Source organism: Geobacter metallireducens GS-15 (genome assembly GCF_000012925.1).
Lineage (GTDB): Bacteria > Desulfobacterota > Desulfuromonadia > Geobacterales > Geobacteraceae > Geobacter > Geobacter metallireducens.
The window spans coordinates 2,837,467-2,855,400 of sequence record NC_007517.1 but is presented as its reverse complement, the minus strand read 5'-3'; the positions used below and the strand labels follow the sequence as shown (position 1 = coordinate 2,855,400).

The window sequence follows — 17,934 nt, the reverse complement described above, 5'->3', positions numbered from 1 at the left end:
AGGCTGCCGTTGTCGTATTCCGATGTTATCGCAATTGCGGGAGGGTGGGAAGGATATCGTGTTGCTGGGGCACGCACTATCGTCACAAGTGATGCCAAACGGATCGAGGTAGAACTGATTGCCCTGTCCCAGGATGAGATGGTGTGTGGCTCGTGCGGTGGGCGTTGCACAAGCGTCCATGAAACGACCAAGCGCGTAATTCGAGATTTGCCGATTCTCGATGCTCAGACTTATCTGATCGTTCACCGCCGCAGGCTGCTGTGCCCTCAGTGTGGGCCAACGCTGGAGCGTCTGTCATGGCTGGCGAAATACGCCCGCGTGACGCGCAGGCTTGCAGAGAGCGTAGCGCGACTGTGTGGTGTCGTGTCTGTGAAGCACGTGGCGCAGTATCTGGGGCTTTCTTGGGACCAGGTGAAGGAAATCGACAAGCGCTCACTCACAGAGCGGGTCGGCACCGTCGACCTCTCAAACATCGAAGTTCTCGGGATGGATGAGTTCGCCCTTCACAAGGGGCACCGCTATGCGACGGTTATCATCGAGCCATACCGTAAGGAAGTCTTATGGATCGGCAAAGGCAGGAGTCGCGAGAGTATCCGTCCTTTCTTCACGCAGCTTGGCCCACATGGCTGTAAACGGCTCAAAGCGGTCGTGATGGATATGAACGCATCATATGAGGAGGAAATCAAGCAGCACTCGCCCCAGGCAGACATAGTCTACGACCTGTTCCATGTGGTGGCGAAGTATGGCAGGGAAGTGATCGACAGGGTGCGAGTCGATGAGGCAAACCGCCTGAAGGAAGACAAGAAGGCACGGAAGGTAGTCAAAACATCGCGGTGGTTGCTGCTACGAAACAGCGAGAACGTCAAGGGCGACGACATGCTTCGCCTCCAGGAACTGTTGGAGGCAAACCGCAGCCTCCTTACGGTCTACCTGCTCAAAGACGATCTGAAGCAACTGTGGAAGTTTACCTGCATTGAAGAGGCGGGACTATTCTGGGAGCAGTGGCACCAAAGGGCGATGGAGAGTGGAATACCGCCACTCATCCTGTTTGCCCGCCGGCTAAAGGGCTATCTCCAAGGAATCCTCAATCACTGCCTCTGGCCCCTTCACACCGGAATCCTCGAAGGCATCAATAACAAGATCAAGGTGATCAAAAGAATGGCCTACGGCTTCCGGGATCACGAATACTTCTTTCTCAAGATCAGGGCCGCTTTCCCCGGAATTCCCGGATGAACCCGAAATGAGGATGTCGGCGTTGCGGAAGTAGGGGGCCGACGGCGGCACCAGGTGAAGCTGTACCGGCCACTGGCGAAGCTCCGACCTGGGCTTGACGGTGGTTTCGGTGGCTGATGTTTCTTCTCTTTCGATGACGCGAGCCATGCTGCCGGGGCAGCCGCAACCGAGATTTGCCATGATTGAGTTCTCCTTTTCGTGTGTGTTGTGTATGGGCCGTTGGGGATTTTTCTCTATCGTTTATGCCGCTTTCCGGGTCAGGAAGTCGTTGATTTCCTGCTCGATCCGGGACTCATCCTCTTTGGAGAGGCCGTGGATGGAAACCACGTCCTTCAGAAGGCAGATGCCCACCTTACAGGTGACGCAGCCGATGTCGTAGCGCTGCAGGATCTCGCCGATTGCAGGGTATTTCGCGATGACGTCCTGGATGGCCGTTGTGCCGAGATCATTTTTCAGTTCCATTATTCGCCTCCCTCGTTCGTGATGGTCTTACCGTATACTGATTTTGTCGAAAAAATTATGATGTGAATCAAAAAAACGGCGATTGACGGGGGGGAGTAAAAGAAACGGAAAACGGAGAGATTGATGGAGCGGAGAGGCTCAGGGCACGGGCTGGATACCGCGATGATTACCCTGCAAGGGGAAAAATGGGGTGCCGCCGCCCCGGTTGGAGCGGCGGTCAGTCATGCCTGGAAAAAACTTGATGCGAGAGAGGGAAAAGCCAAAAAGGGAGGAGCCAGTGTTCCTTCTCAGGGGTGCCTGCGCCGCCAGACAGCCAGCCCGGTCAGGCCGGCGCCCAGGAGGATCAGGGTGCCCGGTTCAGGGACGGCGTTTACCACGGTTGCCCGGCTATCGAAGAGCGAATCCACGTTGAGGGGGATGTCACCGCCGGTGTTCGGGTCAATACCGAAAAAAGTGTTGGAACCGATGATCAGGTCGGAGGTTCCGGCAGTAATGCCTGAGAAGGTGAGGTAGGCCAGATCGAAGTCGCCGGTCAACGAACCGGTGGCGGAAGTCCCCACCAGACCCAAAAGACCGGTGTCCACAAGGCTCGTGTCCACCATGGAATCAGACGGATTACCCAAGGCGTTGGTGAAAATCGCCCCCTGGAAGGCGAGCACGCTCGCATCGAAAAGCACATCAAGGGTATAGAATAAAATGGGATCGGCAAGATCCGTAACCCTGAGCGCAAAGGTTGCCGTGTCTCCCACCGCGATGGTCTGCGAAGGTGGTTCGAGGGAGAGGGAGAACGCCTCTGCGTGGGGGGCGAAGGCAAGGGCGGCGACGAGAAGCAGCAGGGCGATCAGGCGTTTCATGGTTTCTCCGTGAACTGAATACCAAGGGATGTGCCGCGGCGCGGCGGTCGGTTGATACCTCTTCTCTATCAAGTGACGTGCCAATAGATAACATCCCGATATGACAACGGTTCGTTGGCACAGTCATCGAGAAATGGAAAATTGTGTAAAAAGTTTCGACAGTATTGTCGAGTACTTTAACGCGAAAAAACCATCAGGTGCTTTCGATGAAAAGAAGTGCCGGGTCTTCCAGGTAGGCGACCACCTTGAGGAGGAACTGGGCCGCGTCGGCCCCGTCCGTGACCCGGTGGTCGAAGGTGAGGGAAAGGGGGAGGATTCTGCGGATGGCGATCTGCCCCTTGTGAATCCAGGGGCGTTCGCCGATGCGACCGAAGCCGAGGATGGCCACGTCGGGCCAGTTGATGATGGGGGTTGCAAAGACGCCGCCGAAGTGGCCGTAGTTGGTGAGGGTGAAGGTGCTTCCCTTCAACTCGTCGAGGGAGATGGTCCGTTTCCGGGCCTTGGAGCCCAGTCCCTGGATTTCGGCCGCCAGTTCGATGATGCTTTTCCGGTCCACGTCGCGGATGACCGGCACCATGAGGCCGTCGGGGGTTTCCACGGCGATGCCGAAGTGGTAGTGGCGCTTGAGTATGATGGTCTCGGCCGTGTCGTCGATGGCTGCGTTCAGGTAGGGGTGCTCCCGAAGTGCGTGCTGGACCGCCTTGATGAAGAAGGGGAGGAAGGTGAGGTGGGCGCCCCGGGTTTCAACGGCCCCCAGTTCGCGGCGGCGCAGCTCCCAGAGCTCGGTGATGTCAGCTTCCTCCATGCCGGTGACGAAGGCGGTGTTCCGCTGGGAGGCCATGACGTTGCGGGCCACGGCGCGGCGCACCCCCCGCAGGGGGACCAGTTCCACGGGGCCGAAACTCTCCGCGGGCTGGGCAACCGGAGCTGAGACTTTCTCCAGGTCATCGGGGGTGATGCTTCCCCGGGGGCCGCTTCCCCTGACCGTGGCCAGGTCGATACCCCGCTCCCGGGCCAGTTTCCTTACCAGGGGGGTGGCGATGACCTCGCGCGCCTCCTCCGCCTCGGGGAGCTCCCCCACGATTCCTACTGATTTGGGTCGCTCCGGCGGGGCTTCACCCTCCTCCTCGATGGTGAAGAGCGTCGCGCCCACCGCCACCGTCTCCCCCTCGCGCCGTGCCAGCCGGCCGACCCGCCCGCCCCGGGGAGAGGGAACCTCCACCACCGCCTTGTCGGTTTCCACCTCGGCCACGGGCTGGTGCTCGCGAACGGTGTCGCCTTCCTTCACGAGCCACTTTCTCAGCTCGGCTTCGGTGATCCCTTCACCGAGATCGGGGAGTTTGAAGTCAAAGGGCATGGGTCGCTCCTCAGTACTGCAGCACGTCATCGAGCGCCGCCCGAATCCGCTCCGGCGACGGAAGGTAGTGGTCGATCAGCTTCGCCAGGGGCACCGGCGTGTCGGGTCCGGCCACCCGGATGACCGGCCCCCGGAGGTGGAGAATCGCCTCCTGGGCCACCGTGGCGGCGATCTCGGCGCCGAGGCCGCAGGTGAGGGGGGCCTCGTGGGCCACCACCAGTCGCCCCGTCTTTTCCACCGAAGCCAGGAGCGCCTCCCAGTCGAAAGGAGAGAGGGTCATGGGGTCGATCACCTCGGCGTCGTACCCCTCGACGGCCTTCATGACCCGCTGGAGCATGCTCCCCCAGGCGACGACGGTGACGGCGTTTCCCGGACGGGCGATGCGGGCCTTTCCCAGGGGAATGGTGTACTCACCCTCGGGGACCTCCTCCTTCACCATCCGGTAGAGGCGGGTCGGCTCCAGGAAGAGGACCGGGTCGGGGTCGCGGATGGCGGCCATGAGGAGCCCCTTGGCGTTGTACGGTCCCGAGGGGACCACCACCTTCACCCCCGGCATGTGGCAGAAAAAGGCCTCGGTGCTCTCCTCGTGGAGTTCCGGCGCCTTGATGCCGGCCCCGTAGGGGGTTCGGACCACCAGCGGTGCCGTGAAGCGTCCCCGGGACCGCGTGCGGATGCGGACGGCATGGGCGAAGAGCTGGTCGAAGGCGGCGTAGATGAACCCCATGAACTGGATCTCCGCCACGGGGCGAAGGCCGTAGGCCGCCATACCCACCGCCGCGCCCACAATGGCCGATTCCGACAGGGGGGTGTCGATGACCCGCTTCGGGCCGAACTCTTCGAAGAGCCCCTCCGTAATCCGGAAGACCCCGCCGTCCCTCCCCACGTCCTCTCCGAGGAGCACCACCCGGTCGTCCCGGGCCATCTCCTCCCGGAGGGCGAGGTTTATGGCTTGAACCATGTTCAGTTGAGGCATTGTGAATAGAAACCTTTCAATTTGTAATAACACGGAGAGACGGAGGGCACGGAGAAGGCAACCCCTTGAACCATTTATTTATTTTGAGCCAAGAAGGAGTACTGAATCAAATTGTTGCTGAAGAATAACAGCTTGATTTTACTCCGTGTTCTCCGTCTCTCCGTGTTATTCAAGTAGATGTTTCCCGCTGTCGCCGCAGCCTCGCCGACAACTCCCCACTCACGAAATTGAACATCTCCCCCGGCGCTGGCGGCGGCACCGATTCGTAGCGCCGCACCGCCTCGTCGATCTCTCCTCCCGCCTTTCCCTTCATCTCGGCGGCATAGTCCTCGTTCCAGAGTCCCCGCTTCGCCAGGAACCGCTCGTAGCGCAGGATCGGGTCCCGCTCCCGCCATTGTTCCATTTCTTCGGGGGAACGGTACCGGCTCGCGTCGTCGGACGTGGTGTGGTCGGACATCCGGTAGGTGAGGCATTCGATGAAGGTGGGTCCGCCGCCGCTTCGGGCCTTCTCCAGGGCCTCGCGGGTGGCCCGGTAGACGGCCAGGACGTCGTTGCCGTCCACCTGGATGCCGTCGAAACCGTAGGCAAGGGCCTTCTGGGCAAGGGATCGGGAGGCAGTCTGGGCCGACAGGGGCACCGAGATGGCCCATTGGTTGTTCTGGCAGATAAAAACCGTCGGGAGCCCCATGACTCCTGCCAGGTTGAACCCCTCATGGAAATCACCCTTTGAGGTGCCGCCGTCGCCAAAATAGGCGATCACAGCGATCGGGTCACCCCGGAGTTTCGCGGCCAGGGCCGCGCCGGCGGCGTGGGGGATGTGGGTTCCCACGGAGACGGAGATGGGGAAGATGTTCATGCCGTCAGGAGTTCGCATCCCCCGCTCGTCACCTCCCCAGTACTGAAAGAGCTGGTGGGCCGGATAGCCGAGGGTGAGGTGGACCCCCATCTCCCGGAAGGAGGGGAAGACCCAGTCCCGCTCGTGGATGGCGAAGGCGCTCCCCACCTGGGCCGCCTCCTGCCCCAGGACCGACGGGTAGGTGCCGAGCCGCCCCTCCCGCTGGAGGGCCAGGGCGCGGCCGTCGTAGGCGCGGGTGAGGAGGAGCAGGTAGTAGATGCGCCGCAGTTCGTCCCCCGAGAGGCCCGGGACGAGGTCCTCGTCGGCGGTCCCGTCCGGGGCGATGATCTCCAGGCGCTTGACAGTGAAAGTGGCGAGGATCGATTCGGGCATGGGTAAAGGGTAGCGGGAAGCGGCCCGGAGTCAAGGGGGCGGGCCGTTGTTGCCGTTCCGCATGAGCGCCGCATCGGCCTCTTCGGTTGCCAGCCGCAGCACCCGGCGGGTGTAGAGGACCGACACCATCGCCGCGCTCCAGGTGACGAGAAAGAATCCCCACCAGATGCCGGGGGGGCCCCAGCCGAGCACCAAGGCCAGGAGCCAGAAGATTGGCACCGGCACAATGATCTGGCGGAAGAGCCCGATCCAGAGGGCGAAGGCCGGCCGCTGCAGCCCCTGGAGTGCCGAATTGTTCATGTAGAGAATCACATAGGCCCCCAGCAGCAACGACTCCACCCGGAGAAAAGTGACCCCGTGGGCAACCACCAGCGGATCGGCGGTGAAAAGCTTCATCAGGGGCTCGGCCGCCGCAAAGACCAGCGTCGTCCCCCCTGCCATCATGAGGAGCCCCGCCCGCAGCGCCCTCGTCAGGGTCTCCCGTATCCGGCGAAGCTTTCCTGCGCCGAAGTTCTGGGCCACGAGGGAGAGGACCGCCACATTCAGCCCAAAGGCCGGCAGGAGCACGATCTGTTCGATGCGGGTGCCGATGCCGTAGGCAGCCACCACCTCCTTGCCGAACCGCCCCGCGAACCAGGTGATGACGAACATGCCCAGCGACACCGTCAGCATGTTCATGCTTGCCGGAATCCCCTGGCCGAAGAGGCGGCGAAACGGCTCCCGCCGCGGCATGAGGAGTTGCCACGAGCGCCCCGACAAAAGACCCGTCCGCCGCACCCGACCCAGGAGGTAGACGTTCCCCGCGGCCTGGACCACCACCGTGGCCAGGGCAATGCCCCGTATCCCCAGGGCCGGCACGCCCACCCCTCCGTACATGAACCAGGGGTCCAGAGCCATGTTCAGGAAGCATCCCGCCACCAGGAAGTTGCGGAAACTCTTCGTATCCCCCGAGGCGTTGAGCATGGCGTTGAGGACATAGTTGCCGACGAAGAAAACGGTACCGGCGATGATGACATCCATGTAGGCCAGGGCCAGGTCCAGGTAATCGCCCGATGCCCCCATGAGCCTGAAGAGGGCCGGCGCCGCCGCGACTCCTCCCACGGTCATGAAGAGGGCATGAATGACGCCGAAGGAGATGGCCTGGGCCGCAAAGAGCTCCGCCTCCTCCCGTTGGTCGCTCCCCAATGCGTGGCCGATGAGGGCCGTGGCTCCCATGGAGGTGCCGGCACCGATAGCCAGGACGATGAAAAAGAGGGGAAAGGAGAGGGAGAGTGCCGCCAGCGCCCTGGTGGAGATGAGCCCTCCGTAGAAGGTATCCACCACATTGAACATGGTGTTGAAGAAAAAGCCGGTCCCCACCGGCACGGCGAGTCGGGTGAGGAGCTTCGGGATGGGGTCGTTGATGAGGTCGGGAGAGGTCATGGATGCAATAGTAGCATTCAATTGCACCTCTGTGCGTTCAAAGCCGGTGCTGGTTATTTATTAGTCGCCCGTACTACTGTCCGGTAAACTTTGATTGTACAGCTGTAACTTGTTGAACTTTATTGCTCTTTGGCACAATTGTTCTTTTTTCGACATGAATTCGTTCTGGGTGTAGCCTTCCTCCCTTTACAGGAGGGGAGCAATGCACACCGGTCCGACCGTTTTCAAACAACTTCTGCAGTTTCTGCCCCGGTACGAATTCAATCTCTGCGTTCGCCGACACCGTGGCGAGTATCGGGAGAAGAAGTTCTCGACCTATGACCAGTTCCTCTGCCTGGCTTATGCCCAGATGGCTGGCCGTGAGAGCTTGCGGGATATCGAGACCTGCCTGAACTCCCACCAGGAGAAGCTGTACCACATCGGCTTTCGTGGTGATGTCTCCCGCACGACCCTTGCCGACGCGAACGAGCGCAGGGACTGGCGTATCTTCCAAGACTTCGGTCATGTACTGATCGGCATAGCTCAGCAGCTGTACCAGGCTGATGCCATCGCCGTTGAGCTTACGCAACCGCTCTACGCCTTTGACTCGACCACTATCGACCTGTGCCTTACGCTGTTCCCATGGGCCGAGTTCCGCAAAACCAAGGCGGCGGTCAAGATGCATACGCTCATTGATCTGCGTGGTCCCATTCCAACCTGGGTCACTATTACCACTGGCAAGGTCCACGATGTCAGGATGCTGGACCATCTGCCGGTTGCAAAGGATGCCATTTACACGATGGACAGAGGGTATGTCGATTTTGCCCGGCTCCACTCCATCCACAAGCAGGGAGCATTCTTCGTAGTTCGGGCAAAGGACAACCTGAAATGCCAGCGGTTATATTCCCATCCGAAGGACAAGGAATCAGGTGTACGGGCAGACCAGATTATCACCCTGGTGACGCAGAAGTCGAAAAAGGGGTATCCGGAGAAACTGCGCCGGGTCAGCTATGTTGACAAAGAACGGAACAAGCGACTCGTATTTCTCACGAACAACTTCGAGATTCCGGCAGCGACGGTGGCTGCGATTTACAAGCAGCGCTGGCAGGTGGAGCTGTTTTTCAAATGGATCAAACAGCACCTGCGGATCAAGTCGTTCATCGGAACGTCAGTCAATGCCGTGAAGAGCCAGATATGGGTTGCCTTGTGCATCTATCTGCTGGTGGCGATCACGAAAAAGAAGTTGGGGGTTCCGTGTTCGCTCTACACTTTTCTACAGATTCTGGAGGTCAACTTGTTCGAGAAAAAGCCCATTTCATCGCTGGTTGCGGAGGCTCTCAAGCGAAATGCTGATTATCCTGAGCGCAACCAACTGAACTTATTCAACTATTAACCGGACAGTAGTGAGTCGCCCGTTTTTTTCTCGCCCATGGGTCGCAATCAGGCTTCGCAATGATTAGACTATCGTTCATGGAGTTGGAGACCGTACATACCGCACTTCGCCAGGAGCTATGGCTCCCCGTGGCGCCGGGAGCATTGGAAGAGGGGAAGGCCCAACTCTGGGGGCTGGTCCTTGAGTCCCGGGCTGTCCCGTGCCGTAGTGTTCGGAGCGATAACGGATGGCACGTGGTGGTGCCGGCGTCATTCTACGACCGGGCCGTGGAGGAGGTGCGCCTCTTCGAAGAGGAAAACCGCAACTGGCCTCCGCCGGCACCACCGGTCAGGACCATGAACGGGAATGTCCTGGCGACTCTGTCAGTCCTCTTTCTCCTGGCCACCTTTCACAACATCACCCGGCTTGATGTCACCCTCCCCGGTCATCCCCCGCTCGACTGGCTTGCCCTCGGCAGCGCCGATGCCGCAAAGATCATGGATGGCCAGTGGTGGCGCGCAGTAACCGCCCTCACCCTCCATGCGAATCTGCCGCACCTTGTGAGCAACCTTGCGATCGGCGGGGTGCTGGTCATCCTCCTCTGTCGCGAAATCGGTTCGGGCCTCGCCTGGAGCCTCATCCTTGGTTCGGGAATCCTCGGGAACCTCGTCAACGCGTTACTTCACTCCTCCGGCCACATTTCGGTCGGTGCTTCCACCGCGGTATTCGGTGCGGTCGGCATCCTCGCCTCAAGCAGCGTGGTGCGCCATCGCCATCACCTGCAGAGACGGTGGCCGCTCCCGGTTGCCGCCGGCCTGGCCCTCCTGGCGGTCCTTGGAACGGAAGGCGAACACACCGACCTTGGCGCGCACCTGTTTGGATTTTTGTGGGGGATAGCGCTTGGCGCCGTGGCGGAATATCTGATCGGCAGGTTCGGGCAGCCCGGTCCGGTCCTCAATGCGGTGCTGGCAATTGCCAGTGCCGTGGGGGTGGTGTTCTCCTGGTGGGTGGCGCTTGCTGTTGCCCCGTAGGGGACGCCGGTCAATCCTTCTTTTTCGCGGTCAAGGCAGTATTTCGATCGGGGTGCCGTTTCGCACCAGGTGCCAAATTTCCGTCATCTCGGCGTTGGTGACGGCGATGCACCCCTTGGTCCAATCAAAGGAGGCGTGAGACGGGCCCAGGTCCTCGAATCCGGTCGGGAGACCATGGATCATGATGTCCCCTCCGGCAGAAACTCCCTGTTTCCGGGCCGTGGCGATGTCTTCGGTATTGGGGTAGGAGATGTGGATCGATCGGAAGAACCGGCTCTGGAGGGAACGGCGGTCGAGCCGGTAGATTCCTTCGGGAGTCCGGAAGTCACCGGCTCTTACCTTGGGGCCGACGGGGTTTCTTCCCAGTGCCACCCGGTAGGATCGGATCAGGTTCTGGCCGCTGCGCAGCTCCAGCAGCCGCTTCGATTTGTAGACTACCACCCTGTCAACGGTGGGAGGCGAAGCCAGGTCCGGGTCTTGTCGACACCGGCCGTCCGGAGCGGCTGCCAGGATGCCGAGCAGGGCAGCCGCGCAGAGTCTGAGCAATCTGATTCGCATATCAGGAGATGACTCAGCAAGTTCCGTGCCTCACCTTTCAGCCTGATATGGCCGTACAACCGTACAAGATTGAATGGAGGGGTGACTCAGTTCATCATCGTGGGACTGTGTGACGGGAATTGCGGGAGGTTACCGCTCGTACCGGAACTTTTTGTCCGTAGGCGGAAGAGGGGGGGATGGTCGGTGGGCACACAAAAAAGCGGCCCGCACATAAGGTCACGGGCCGCATGCAGGGCATCCATAGTGATGCCGGTTGATCACTTGAGGGGGACAGGGTTGCAGACGTTGTCGGGGGAGTTGGCCAGGGCGCCGCAGTTGCCGCACTTGACGGTGGGCGATGCGGAAAGGCTCGCAATTTCGTCGCTGCATCCCTCGGCCTTGAGGGCACACATGTGCATTTTGTGGGACGTGATGTCGCATGCCATTTGCGGGTACCTCCTTCGTTAGTGATTTCGACGAAGCAAGTCTAGCGCGGTGCGACGCGCTGTCAAGGCGTCCAATCCAAGCAACGGAAAAGGGGAGCCGTTGCCGACTCCCCATGTGGTTCATTTTCGACGCACCGGCTCTCCTACTTACGGCGCAAACATCTCCGCAAGAATGGACAACACCTCTTCCTGCGTTTCTTTGTCGATTCTTCCGAGCTTCTGGAAAAGACGGGACTTGTCCACGGTTCTGATCTGGTCAAGGACAACCTGTCCCTCCTTGCCCTTGAAGGAGCACTGCACCCGCGTGGGATAATCCCTCCCTTTGGTGGTCATGGGGGCAACGATAACGGTGCCGATGTACCGGTTCATTTCATCGGGTGAGATAATGAGACATGGCCTTGCCTTGCGAATCTCCCTGCCGACGGTGGGGTCCAGGTTGACCAGATAGACGTCGAAGCGTTTGACTACCATTCCCATTCATCCTTGTCCCATTCGGTCTGCTCGCCCGCATCCCCGTTAAGCATTCTGTCATCGCCGCTCTCAGCCATGAGCTGGAATTTCTCCCCCCACCCCTGGCGAGGGCGGGAAGCGGAGCGGATGATGATTTTCTCATCCTCCACCTCCAACTCCACCTCTGCTCCGAGATGGCTCTGTTCCAGGAGAACCTTAGGGATTCGGATGCCTTGGGAATTGCCTATGCGAATAATGTTGGTCCTCATCGGTGATGTCCTCTTGATAAGCAATTGGTAGGTTGGGTGGTTACATTGTAATTACTGAGGTGGGGAGCGTCAAGGTGTTCTTTGCAACGCCCCAACGAAAAAAGGGAGTCGTCACCGCCTCCCCTCATAAATTCCGAATAAAAAAGAACGTCCCCCGAGGTCCCCTCTTTCTTTAGGTGCCTCTGTATGTCATTTACTGCCTGCTCGCAAGCTCATTCGCCAGCATCTCCGCCTGCTTCAGGACCGTCTCGGTCGCCAACATCTGCATGTCTGGCGGGTAGCCGTATTGACGCAGCGTCCTTTTCACGATGACTTTCAATTTATGCCCCGCATTGCCCTTTCTTGTTCAGCCATTTGACACTTCAGAGCAGGGAAGCGATTGTGAACGGTCATACAATGTTTCCGGGGCTATATCGAGATTGTCGGGCCAGCAGACAGTATCAAAAGCAACAAACGCCTGTTTGAATAGTTCGAGATTTTTCAGTCGGTTAAATACCCCTTTTTCCAAATAGGGCCGAGCATCGAACAGCCTGGTTTCTCCGGTATTGAAGGTTATGAGTAGATGAAAATCGTCCTGTGGAACTACTTTGATTACGGATTCCATGGCAATATCTCCTATCTGAGCGGCTCAATGGCAAAAGGTGGTTGACCGTTCACCGCAAGCGCCCAATCAGCCATCAGCGCATCCCTGTGAATCTCTATCCATGCCTGAACCAATCGAAGCTTGGACAATGGGATGTCGCCCGCTAGAATTTCGCCGTTAGCAATCGAGACAGAAGCGTCTTCTCCCTGATATTTTGCGTGAATATGCGGAATCTTATGTCGTTCATCATCGTAAAAGTACAGGTAAATCACAATCCCATAAAACATCGAGATGGCTGGCATAGAAGCTCCCTGATGGTGATATCCTCTAAAATTATCTTTTACTATGATGCATTATGCAAGCATCTCATTGCCAACACCGCGCAAACGACAAAGGGGAGCCGTCACCGACTCCCCTTTGTTCCGTCTATGTTCTTGCGATTACTCCCCCGCAGCCGCTTTCCCGTCCGCCACCATCAGCTCCGCCACGAGCCGCGTGAACCGGAGCGGGTCGCTGATGGGCGAGCCTTCGGTGAGCAGAGCCTGGTCGTAGAGGAGGTCGCAGTAGTCGCCCAGGCGCGGGTTGGCCTTGTCCCGGGCAAAGAGGTTTGCCATCACCTGCATGAGGGGGTGATCCGGGTTCAGCTCCAGAATCCGCTTCGACTCGGGGACATCCTGGTTCATGGCCCGGAGAATCCGCTCCATGTTGGCGTTGAGACCGTGCTCGTCGGCCACGAGGCAGCAGGCGCTGTCGGTGAGGCGGCTGGAAAGGCGCACTTCCTTCACCCGCGCGTCGAGCTTCTCCTTCACGAAGGAGAGGAGGTCGCCGTACTGCTTGAACGCCTCTTCCCGCTTGGCCTCCTGCTCCTTCTTCTCCTCTTCGGTGGCGGGGATGACATCGCCCCGGTCCACGGCCTTGAGCTTCTTGCCGTCGTACTCCGTGACCCCCTGCACCACCCACTCGTCCACGGGATCGGTCAGGAAGAGGACCTCGTATTCCTTCTTCCGGAAGATCTCCAGGTGGGGGGACTGCTCCAGGGCCGTGCGGCTCGTGCCAGTGATGAAGTAGATCTCTTCCTGCCCCGCGGGCATCCGCTCCACGTACTCCTTGAGGGAGGTGAATTTCCCCGCCTCGGTCCTGGTGCTTTCGAAGAGGAGGAGGTCCTGGAGCTTCTCCCGGTTGGCGTAATCGAAGTGGACCCCTTCCTTGAGGACCTGGCCGAACTCCTTGTAGAAGGCGAGGTAGTCGTCGGCCTCCTTCTCCCGCATTTCTGAGAGGGTGGAGATGATCTTGGAAACGAGGCTTTTCTGGATCCGCTTGATCTGGACATCTTCCTGGAGGATTTCCCGCGACACGTTGAGTGGCAGGTCGCTGGAGTCCACCACCCCCTTCACGAAGCGGAGGTAGTCGGGGATGAGCTGCTCGCAGGAGTCGGTGATGAAGACCCGGCGCACGTAGAGCTGGACCCCTTTCTTGCGCTCGGGCATGAAGAGGTCGAAGGGTTTGTGGGCCGGCAGGTAGAGGAGTGCCTTGAACTCGCTCACCCCTTCGGCCGAATAGTGGATGGTCTTGAGGGGTTTCTCGAAATCGTGGGAGACGTGCTTGTAGAACTCCTCGTACTCCTCCTCGGTCACTTCGCTCTTGGCGCGGGCCCAGATGGCCTTCATGGAGTTGAGAGTCTCTTCCACAGTTTTCTCGATGGTGCCGGCCCCTTCGATTTCCTCGCCGTTCACCCCTTTCGGGACTTCGGTCCGGGTCACATCCATGACGACGGGGTACTGGACGTAGTCGGAGTATTTACGTACGATGGAGCGGATCTTCCACTCGTCGAGATATTCCTTCATCTCTTCTTTCAGGTGGAGGGTGATTTCGGTGCCGCGGGTCTCCTTGACTGCTTCTTCAACGGTGTAGGTGCCGTCGCCGGTGGACTCCCAGCGGACCCCGGCGGCCTTGTCCTGGCCGGCACGGCGGGTGACGAGGGTGACCCGGTCGGCCACCATGAACGAAGCGTAGAAGCCGACCCCGAACTGGCCGATCAGCTCCGGGTGCTCGGACACGTTCTGCTCCTTCAGGTTCGCCAGGAACGCCTTGGTCCCCGAATGGGCGATGGTGCCGATGTTCTTCTCCACCTCCTCCATGGTCATGCCGACCCCGTTGTCGCGGATGGTGATGGTGCCGGCCTCTTTGTCGGGGATCAGCTTGATTTTCCCTTCCGGCTCTCCCTCAATGACCGCCGCATTCTGGTGAGCCTCGAAGAGGACCTTGTCGATGGCGTCGGAAGAGTTGGAGATGAGTTCCCGGAGGAAGATGTCCTTGTTGGAGTAAAGGGAGTGAATTACGAGATCGAGGAGCTGCTGGACCTCGGTTTCGAATTTCTTGGTGGTCTTCGTCATGGGGGTGTCTTCTCCTTTGTGTCGGTGTGGTGATGACAGAACTCCCCTAACCTAACTATCACTCCGGGATTTTTCAAGGGGAGCGCCGACACTTTTTGTCCTCCCCTCGGCCTTCGCTTTCTTTGCCTGCCGTAACCGTCCGGGTTTCTTGACACTCTCCGTCCCCGTGTGCTAGTTTAAACTCCTTTAAAAAAGAGCCTTTCCGGGCATTTTCTCCCCTCTGTTTCCCGTTGATCGGAGCATCCCGTGTATTTTCCCGATTTCGAGACCTTCCGGTCCCTGGCCTCCCAAGGCAACCTGATTCCCGTCTGCCGCGAGATCATGGCCGATATGGACACGCCGGTCAGCGCCTTCCGCAAGATCGACGACGGTTCCTACTCCTTCCTCCTGGAAAGTATCGAGGGGGGTGAGAAGTGGGGCCGCTATTCCTTTCTCGGCTCCAACCCTGCCACCGTCATCCGGACCCGCGGCACCACCGTGGAGATCGTCACCAACGGCGAGACCCGCGCCGTTACCAGCGACGACCCCCTGGGCTTTGTGCGGGAGTATCTGAGCCGGTTCCACCCCGTGGAGATCCCCGGGCTCCCTCGCTTCTTCGGCGGCGCCGTGGGATACCTGGGGTACGACATGGTGCGCCACTTCGAGCGGCTTCCCACGGAGAAGCCGGCCGTCATCGGGGCCTGGGATTCCTGCTTCGTCATCACCGACACGATCCTGATCTTCGACACCATGCGGCAGAAAATCACCGTGGTCTCCAACGCCCATCTGGAGGATGGACAGGCTCCTGAGGCCGCCTATGCCGAGGCCATTGCCCGGGTGGACGCCCTCATCGCCAAGCTCCGAGCCCCCCTGCCGGCAATGCCGGCGACGCCTGCTGTGCGCACGGTCTCCTTCTCGTCCAACGTTCCCCGCGAAAACTTCGAGGCGGCGGTGGAGAAATGCAAGGAGTACGTCCGGGCCGGGGACATCATCCAGGTGGTCCTCTCCCAGCGCTTCTCCGGCGCGCTCACCGTGGAGCCCCTCGCCATCTACCGCGTGCTGCGGACCCTGAACCCTTCCCCCTACATGTTCTTCCTCCGCATGGACGACACCCTGGTGGTGGGGGCCTCCCCCGAGGTCATGGTCCGCAAGGAGGGAGACCGGGTGGAGCTGCGCCCCATCGCCGGCACCCGCCCCCGGGGCGCGACCCCGGAGGAGGACCAACAACTGGCGGAAGAACTCCTGGCCGATCCCAAGGAGCGGGCCGAGCACGTGATGCTCGTGGACCTGGGGCGCAACGACCTGGGGCGGGTCTGCCGGACCGGCACCGTGAAGGTGTCGGAGCTCATGGTCATCGAGCGCTATTCCCACGTGATGCACATCGTCTCCAACGTGGAGGGGGAACTGGTCGAGGGGAAGGACGCCTTCGACGTGGTGCGGGCTACCTTCCCGGCGGGTACCCTCTCCGGCGCCCCCAAGGTGCGGGCCATGGAGATCATCGACGAGCTGGAGCCGGTCCGCCGCGAGGTCTACGGCGGCGCCGTGGGGTACTTCTCCTTCTCCGGCAACATGGACCTGGCCATCGCCATCCGCACCCTCGTCATCCGCGACGGCATGGTGCACCTCCAGGCAGGCGCCGGCATCGTGGCCGACTCGGACCCGGCCGCGGAATACCAGGAGACCGTCAACAAGGCCATGGCTGCGGTTAAGGCCATCGAGACCGCGGAAAAGGGATTGGACTGACATGTTGCTCATGATCGACAATTACGACTCCTTCACCTACAACATCGTCCAGTACTTTGGCGAACTGGGGGAGGATGTGCGGGTCTTCCGCAACGACGGCATTACCCTGGAGGAGATCGAACGGCTGGCGCCCGAGCGCCTCGTCATTTCCCCCGGCCCTTGCTCCCCCGAGGAGGCGGGGATTTCCGTCGCCGCCATCCGCCACTTTGCCGGCAAGATCCCGATCCTCGGGGTCTGCCTCGGCCATCAGTCAATCGGCGCCGCCTTCGGCGGGAAGGTGGTCCGCAGCTCCACCCTCATGCACGGCAAGACTTCCCCGATCCACCACAACGGCCAGGGGCTCTTCCGGGGGCTCCCCAATCCCTTCAATGCCACCCGATACCACTCGCTGGTGGTGGAGCGGGCCACGTTCCCCGACTGCCTTGAGATCACCGCCTGGGTGGAGGAGGGGGAGGTCATGGGGCTCGCCCACAGGGAGCTGCCGATCTGGGGGGTCCAGTTCCATCCCGAGTCGATCCTCACCGAGGGGGGGATGGACATCCTCAAGAATTTCCTGGAGATGACACAATGATCAAAAAAGCAATTGCAAAGGTAGTTGAGCGCATCGACCTCACGGAAGCGGAGATGATCGAGGTCATGGACCAGATCATGTCCGGCGAGGCCACCCCGGCCCAGATCGCTTCCTTCATCACCGCCCTCCGAATGAAGGGGGAGACGGTGGAGGAGATCACCGGCGCAGCCCGAGTCATGCGGGATCGGGCCACCCCCATCCGGGTCGGCAAGGGGGTCCTCGATATCGACCGGGATGACATCAACATCGATCAGGAGACGATCCTGGACGTGGTCGGCACCGGGGGGGACGGCACCAACACCTTCAATATCTCCACCACCGTCTCCTTCGTGGTGGCATCCTGCGGGGTGAAGGTGGCCAAGCACGGCAACCGGGCGGTTTCGTCCGCCTGCGGGAGTGCCGACGTCCTGGAGTCCCTGGGGGTCAGCCTGGACGTGACCCCGGAGACGGTGGAGAACGCCATCGCGAGGATCGGCATCGGCTTCCTCTTCGCCCCGGCCCTCCACGGCGCCATGAAACACGCCATCGGCCCCCGGAAGGAGATCGGCATCCGGACCATCTTCAATATCCTCGGGCCCCTCACGAACCCGGCCGGCGCCGACTGCCAGGTCCTCGGCGTTTACCGGGAGGATCTCGTGGAGCCCCTGGCCCATGTCCTTCACAAGCTTGGCTGCAAGCGCGGCTTTGTGGTCTTCGGCATGGACGGCATGGACGAGATTACCCTTACCCGTGAGACCCGCGTTGCCGAGGTGACCCGGGAGGGGGTGACGGTGCGGACCATCACGCCGGAGGAGTTCGGCTTTGCCTCCTGTCCTCCCGGTGATCTCCGGGGGGGCGACGCCGCCGGCAACGCTCGCATCGTTCGCAGCATCCTGGACGGGGCCACGGGGCCCAGGCGGGACGTGGTGCTCCTGAACGCCGCCTATGCCCTCGTGGCCGCCGGCAAGGCCACGGACCCGGCCGAGGGGATCCGTCTCGCCGCCGAGGCCATCGATTCGGGCCGCGCCCTGGCAAAGCTGGAAGAGCTGATTGCATTGACAAATGAATAATGT

The 17,934-nt window shown here is 60.5% G+C and carries 19 protein-coding genes and 1 pseudogene; 6 read left to right on the top strand and 14 right to left on the bottom strand.

Annotation, left to right across the window (positions count from 1 at the left end; all coding sequences use genetic code 11):
• Nucleotides 1-9: 9 nt before the first annotated feature.
• On the top strand, nt 10-1,233 hold the full coding sequence (locus GMET_RS12635) for an ISL3-like element ISGme5 family transposase (RefSeq protein WP_011365652.1): 1,224 nt from the start codon (nt 10-12) through the stop codon (nt 1,231-1,233).
• 240 nt (nt 1,234-1,473) lie between these two features.
• Here GMET_RS12635 and GMET_RS12630 read toward each other — a convergent pair whose 3' ends face one another.
• From GMET_RS12630 to GMET_RS12605, 6 genes are all read right to left on the bottom strand, one after another.
• On the bottom strand, nt 1,474-1,695 hold the full coding sequence (locus GMET_RS12630) for a hypothetical protein (RefSeq protein WP_004514773.1): 222 nt from the start codon (nt 1,693-1,695) through the stop codon (nt 1,474-1,476).
• A 287-nt stretch (nt 1,696-1,982) separates the two neighbouring features.
• The gene (locus GMET_RS12625) at nt 1,983-2,549 is read right to left on the bottom strand and encodes a PEP-CTERM sorting domain-containing protein (protein WP_004514774.1); all 567 of its coding nucleotides are present in this window, start codon (nt 2,547-2,549) and stop codon (nt 1,983-1,985) included.
• 193 nt (nt 2,550-2,742) lie between these two features.
• Nucleotides 2,743-3,906: a dihydrolipoamide acetyltransferase family protein gene (locus GMET_RS12620; protein WP_004514775.1), complete on the bottom strand. Its 1,164-nt coding sequence runs from the start codon at nt 3,904-3,906 to the stop codon at nt 2,743-2,745.
• 10 nt (nt 3,907-3,916) lie between these two features.
• Entirely contained in the window at nt 3,917-4,879 is a 963-nt protein-coding gene (locus GMET_RS12615; RefSeq protein WP_004514776.1) for an alpha-ketoacid dehydrogenase subunit beta, read from the bottom strand.
• Nucleotides 4,880-5,048: 169 nt separating this feature from the next.
• Nucleotides 5,049-6,107, bottom strand: coding sequence for a pyruvate dehydrogenase (acetyl-transferring) E1 component subunit alpha (gene pdhA / locus GMET_RS12610; RefSeq protein ID WP_004514777.1), 1,059 nt, complete (start codon nt 6,105-6,107; stop codon nt 5,049-5,051).
• 30 nt (nt 6,108-6,137) lie between these two features.
• Entirely contained in the window at nt 6,138-7,529 is a 1,392-nt protein-coding gene (locus GMET_RS12605; RefSeq protein WP_004514778.1) for an MATE family efflux transporter, read from the bottom strand.
• 202 nt (nt 7,530-7,731) lie between these two features.
• Here GMET_RS12605 and GMET_RS12600 point away from each other — a divergent pair, with 202 nt between their 5' ends.
• On the top strand, nt 7,732-8,901 hold the full coding sequence (locus tag GMET_RS12600) for an IS4-like element ISGme2 family transposase (RefSeq protein WP_004514806.1): 1,170 nt from the start codon (nt 7,732-7,734) through the stop codon (nt 8,899-8,901).
• Nucleotides 8,902-8,960: 59 nt separating this feature from the next.
• Nucleotides 8,961-9,911, top strand: a complete 951-nt coding sequence (locus GMET_RS12595; protein ID WP_004514641.1) for a rhomboid family intramembrane serine protease — start codon at nt 8,961-8,963, stop codon at nt 9,909-9,911.
• A 30-nt stretch (nt 9,912-9,941) separates the two neighbouring features.
• Here GMET_RS12595 and GMET_RS12590 read toward each other — a convergent pair whose 3' ends face one another.
• The 8 genes and pseudogenes from GMET_RS12590 to htpG all read right to left on the bottom strand — a co-directional run bounded on the left by GMET_RS12590 (nt 9,942) and on the right by htpG (nt 14,589).
• The gene (locus GMET_RS12590) at nt 9,942-10,469 is read right to left on the bottom strand and encodes a L,D-transpeptidase family protein (protein ID WP_004514642.1); all 528 of its coding nucleotides are present in this window, start codon (nt 10,467-10,469) and stop codon (nt 9,942-9,944) included.
• 257 nt (nt 10,470-10,726) lie between these two features.
• Nucleotides 10,727-10,894, bottom strand: coding sequence for a hypothetical protein (locus GMET_RS18620; protein WP_004514643.1), 168 nt, complete (start codon nt 10,892-10,894; stop codon nt 10,727-10,729).
• A 147-nt stretch (nt 10,895-11,041) separates the two neighbouring features.
• A complete protein-coding gene (locus GMET_RS12585) occupies nt 11,042-11,371 on the bottom strand; it encodes a type II toxin-antitoxin system PemK/MazF family toxin (protein WP_011366065.1) in 330 nt (109 codons plus the stop codon).
• Nucleotides 11,359-11,613, bottom strand: coding sequence for an AbrB/MazE/SpoVT family DNA-binding domain-containing protein (locus tag GMET_RS12580; RefSeq protein WP_004514645.1), 255 nt, complete (start codon nt 11,611-11,613; stop codon nt 11,359-11,361). Before GMET_RS12580 ends, GMET_RS12585 begins: the two co-directional genes overlap by 13 nt.
• Before the next feature lie 193 nt (nt 11,614-11,806).
• Nucleotides 11,807-11,935: pseudogene (locus tag GMET_RS18420) on the bottom strand (type I restriction enzyme endonuclease domain-containing protein); the annotation flags it as partial.
• 24 nt (nt 11,936-11,959) lie between these two features.
• On the bottom strand, nt 11,960-12,217 hold the full coding sequence (locus GMET_RS18415; RefSeq protein ID WP_004514646.1) for a DUF2442 domain-containing protein: 258 nt from the start codon (nt 12,215-12,217) through the stop codon (nt 11,960-11,962).
• Nucleotides 12,218-12,228: 11 nt separating this feature from the next.
• Nucleotides 12,229-12,498 (bottom strand): DUF4160 domain-containing protein, encoded by a 270-nt coding sequence (locus tag GMET_RS12575; RefSeq protein WP_004514647.1) that lies wholly within the window; start codon nt 12,496-12,498, stop codon nt 12,229-12,231.
• A gap of 138 nt (nt 12,499-12,636) precedes the next feature.
• Nucleotides 12,637-14,589, bottom strand: coding sequence for a molecular chaperone HtpG (gene htpG, locus GMET_RS12570; RefSeq protein WP_004514648.1), 1,953 nt, complete (start codon nt 14,587-14,589; stop codon nt 12,637-12,639).
• 246 nt (nt 14,590-14,835) lie between these two features.
• Here htpG and trpE point away from each other — a divergent pair, with 246 nt between their 5' ends.
• The 3 genes from trpE to trpD are packed head-to-tail and all read left to right on the top strand — an operon-like array spanning nt 14,836 to nt 17,931.
• Nucleotides 14,836-16,311 (top strand): anthranilate synthase component I, encoded by a 1,476-nt coding sequence (gene trpE / locus GMET_RS12565; protein ID WP_004514649.1) that lies wholly within the window; start codon nt 14,836-14,838, stop codon nt 16,309-16,311.
• Between the two features lies 1 nt (nt 16,312).
• Entirely contained in the window at nt 16,313-16,882 is a 570-nt protein-coding gene (locus GMET_RS12560; protein WP_004514650.1) for an anthranilate synthase component II, read from the top strand.
• Entirely contained in the window at nt 16,879-17,931 is a 1,053-nt protein-coding gene (gene trpD / locus GMET_RS12555; RefSeq protein ID WP_004514651.1) for an anthranilate phosphoribosyltransferase, read from the top strand. Before GMET_RS12560 ends, trpD begins: the two co-directional genes overlap by 4 nt.
• The last annotated feature ends 3 nt before the right edge of the window (nt 17,932-17,934 follow it).

Excerpts from the sequence above, each read along its gene's own strand:
- GMET_RS12575 (WP_004514647.1), bottom strand. The coding sequence starts at position 12,498 with ATGCCAGCCATCTCGATGTTTTATGGGATTGTGATTTACCTGTACTTT.
- GMET_RS12605 (WP_004514778.1), bottom strand. The coding sequence starts at position 7,529 with ATGACCTCTCCCGACCTCATCAACGACCCCATCCCGAAGCTCCTCACC.
- GMET_RS18415 (WP_004514646.1), bottom strand. The coding sequence starts at position 12,217 with ATGGAATCCGTAATCAAAGTAGTTCCACAGGACGATTTTCATCTACTC.
- GMET_RS12580 (WP_004514645.1), bottom strand. The coding sequence starts at position 11,613 with ATGAGGACCAACATTATTCGCATAGGCAATTCCCAAGGCATCCGAATC.
- GMET_RS12615 (WP_004514776.1), bottom strand. The coding sequence starts at position 4,879 with ATGCCTCAACTGAACATGGTTCAAGCCATAAACCTCGCCCTCCGGGAG.
- GMET_RS12630 (WP_004514773.1), bottom strand. The coding sequence starts at position 1,695 with ATGGAACTGAAAAATGATCTCGGCACAACGGCCATCCAGGACGTCATC.
- GMET_RS12595 (WP_004514641.1), top strand. The coding sequence starts at position 8,961 with ATGATTAGACTATCGTTCATGGAGTTGGAGACCGTACATACCGCACTT.
- GMET_RS12560 (WP_004514650.1), top strand. The coding sequence starts at position 16,313 with ATGTTGCTCATGATCGACAATTACGACTCCTTCACCTACAACATCGTC.
- GMET_RS12620 (WP_004514775.1), bottom strand. The coding sequence starts at position 3,906 with ATGCCCTTTGACTTCAAACTCCCCGATCTCGGTGAAGGGATCACCGAA.
- pdhA (WP_004514777.1), bottom strand. The coding sequence starts at position 6,107 with ATGCCCGAATCGATCCTCGCCACTTTCACTGTCAAGCGCCTGGAGATC.
- GMET_RS18620 (WP_004514643.1), bottom strand. The coding sequence starts at position 10,894 with ATGGCATGCGACATCACGTCCCACAAAATGCACATGTGTGCCCTCAAG.
- htpG (WP_004514648.1), bottom strand. The coding sequence starts at position 14,589 with ATGACGAAGACCACCAAGAAATTCGAAACCGAGGTCCAGCAGCTCCTC.
- GMET_RS12585 (WP_011366065.1), bottom strand. The coding sequence starts at position 11,371 with ATGGGAATGGTAGTCAAACGCTTCGACGTCTATCTGGTCAACCTGGAC.
- GMET_RS12600 (WP_004514806.1), top strand. The coding sequence starts at position 7,732 with ATGCACACCGGTCCGACCGTTTTCAAACAACTTCTGCAGTTTCTGCCC.
- GMET_RS12590 (WP_004514642.1), bottom strand. The coding sequence starts at position 10,469 with ATGCGAATCAGATTGCTCAGACTCTGCGCGGCTGCCCTGCTCGGCATC.
- GMET_RS12625 (WP_004514774.1), bottom strand. The coding sequence starts at position 2,549 with ATGAAACGCCTGATCGCCCTGCTGCTTCTCGTCGCCGCCCTTGCCTTC.
- trpD (WP_004514651.1), top strand. The coding sequence starts at position 16,879 with ATGATCAAAAAAGCAATTGCAAAGGTAGTTGAGCGCATCGACCTCACG.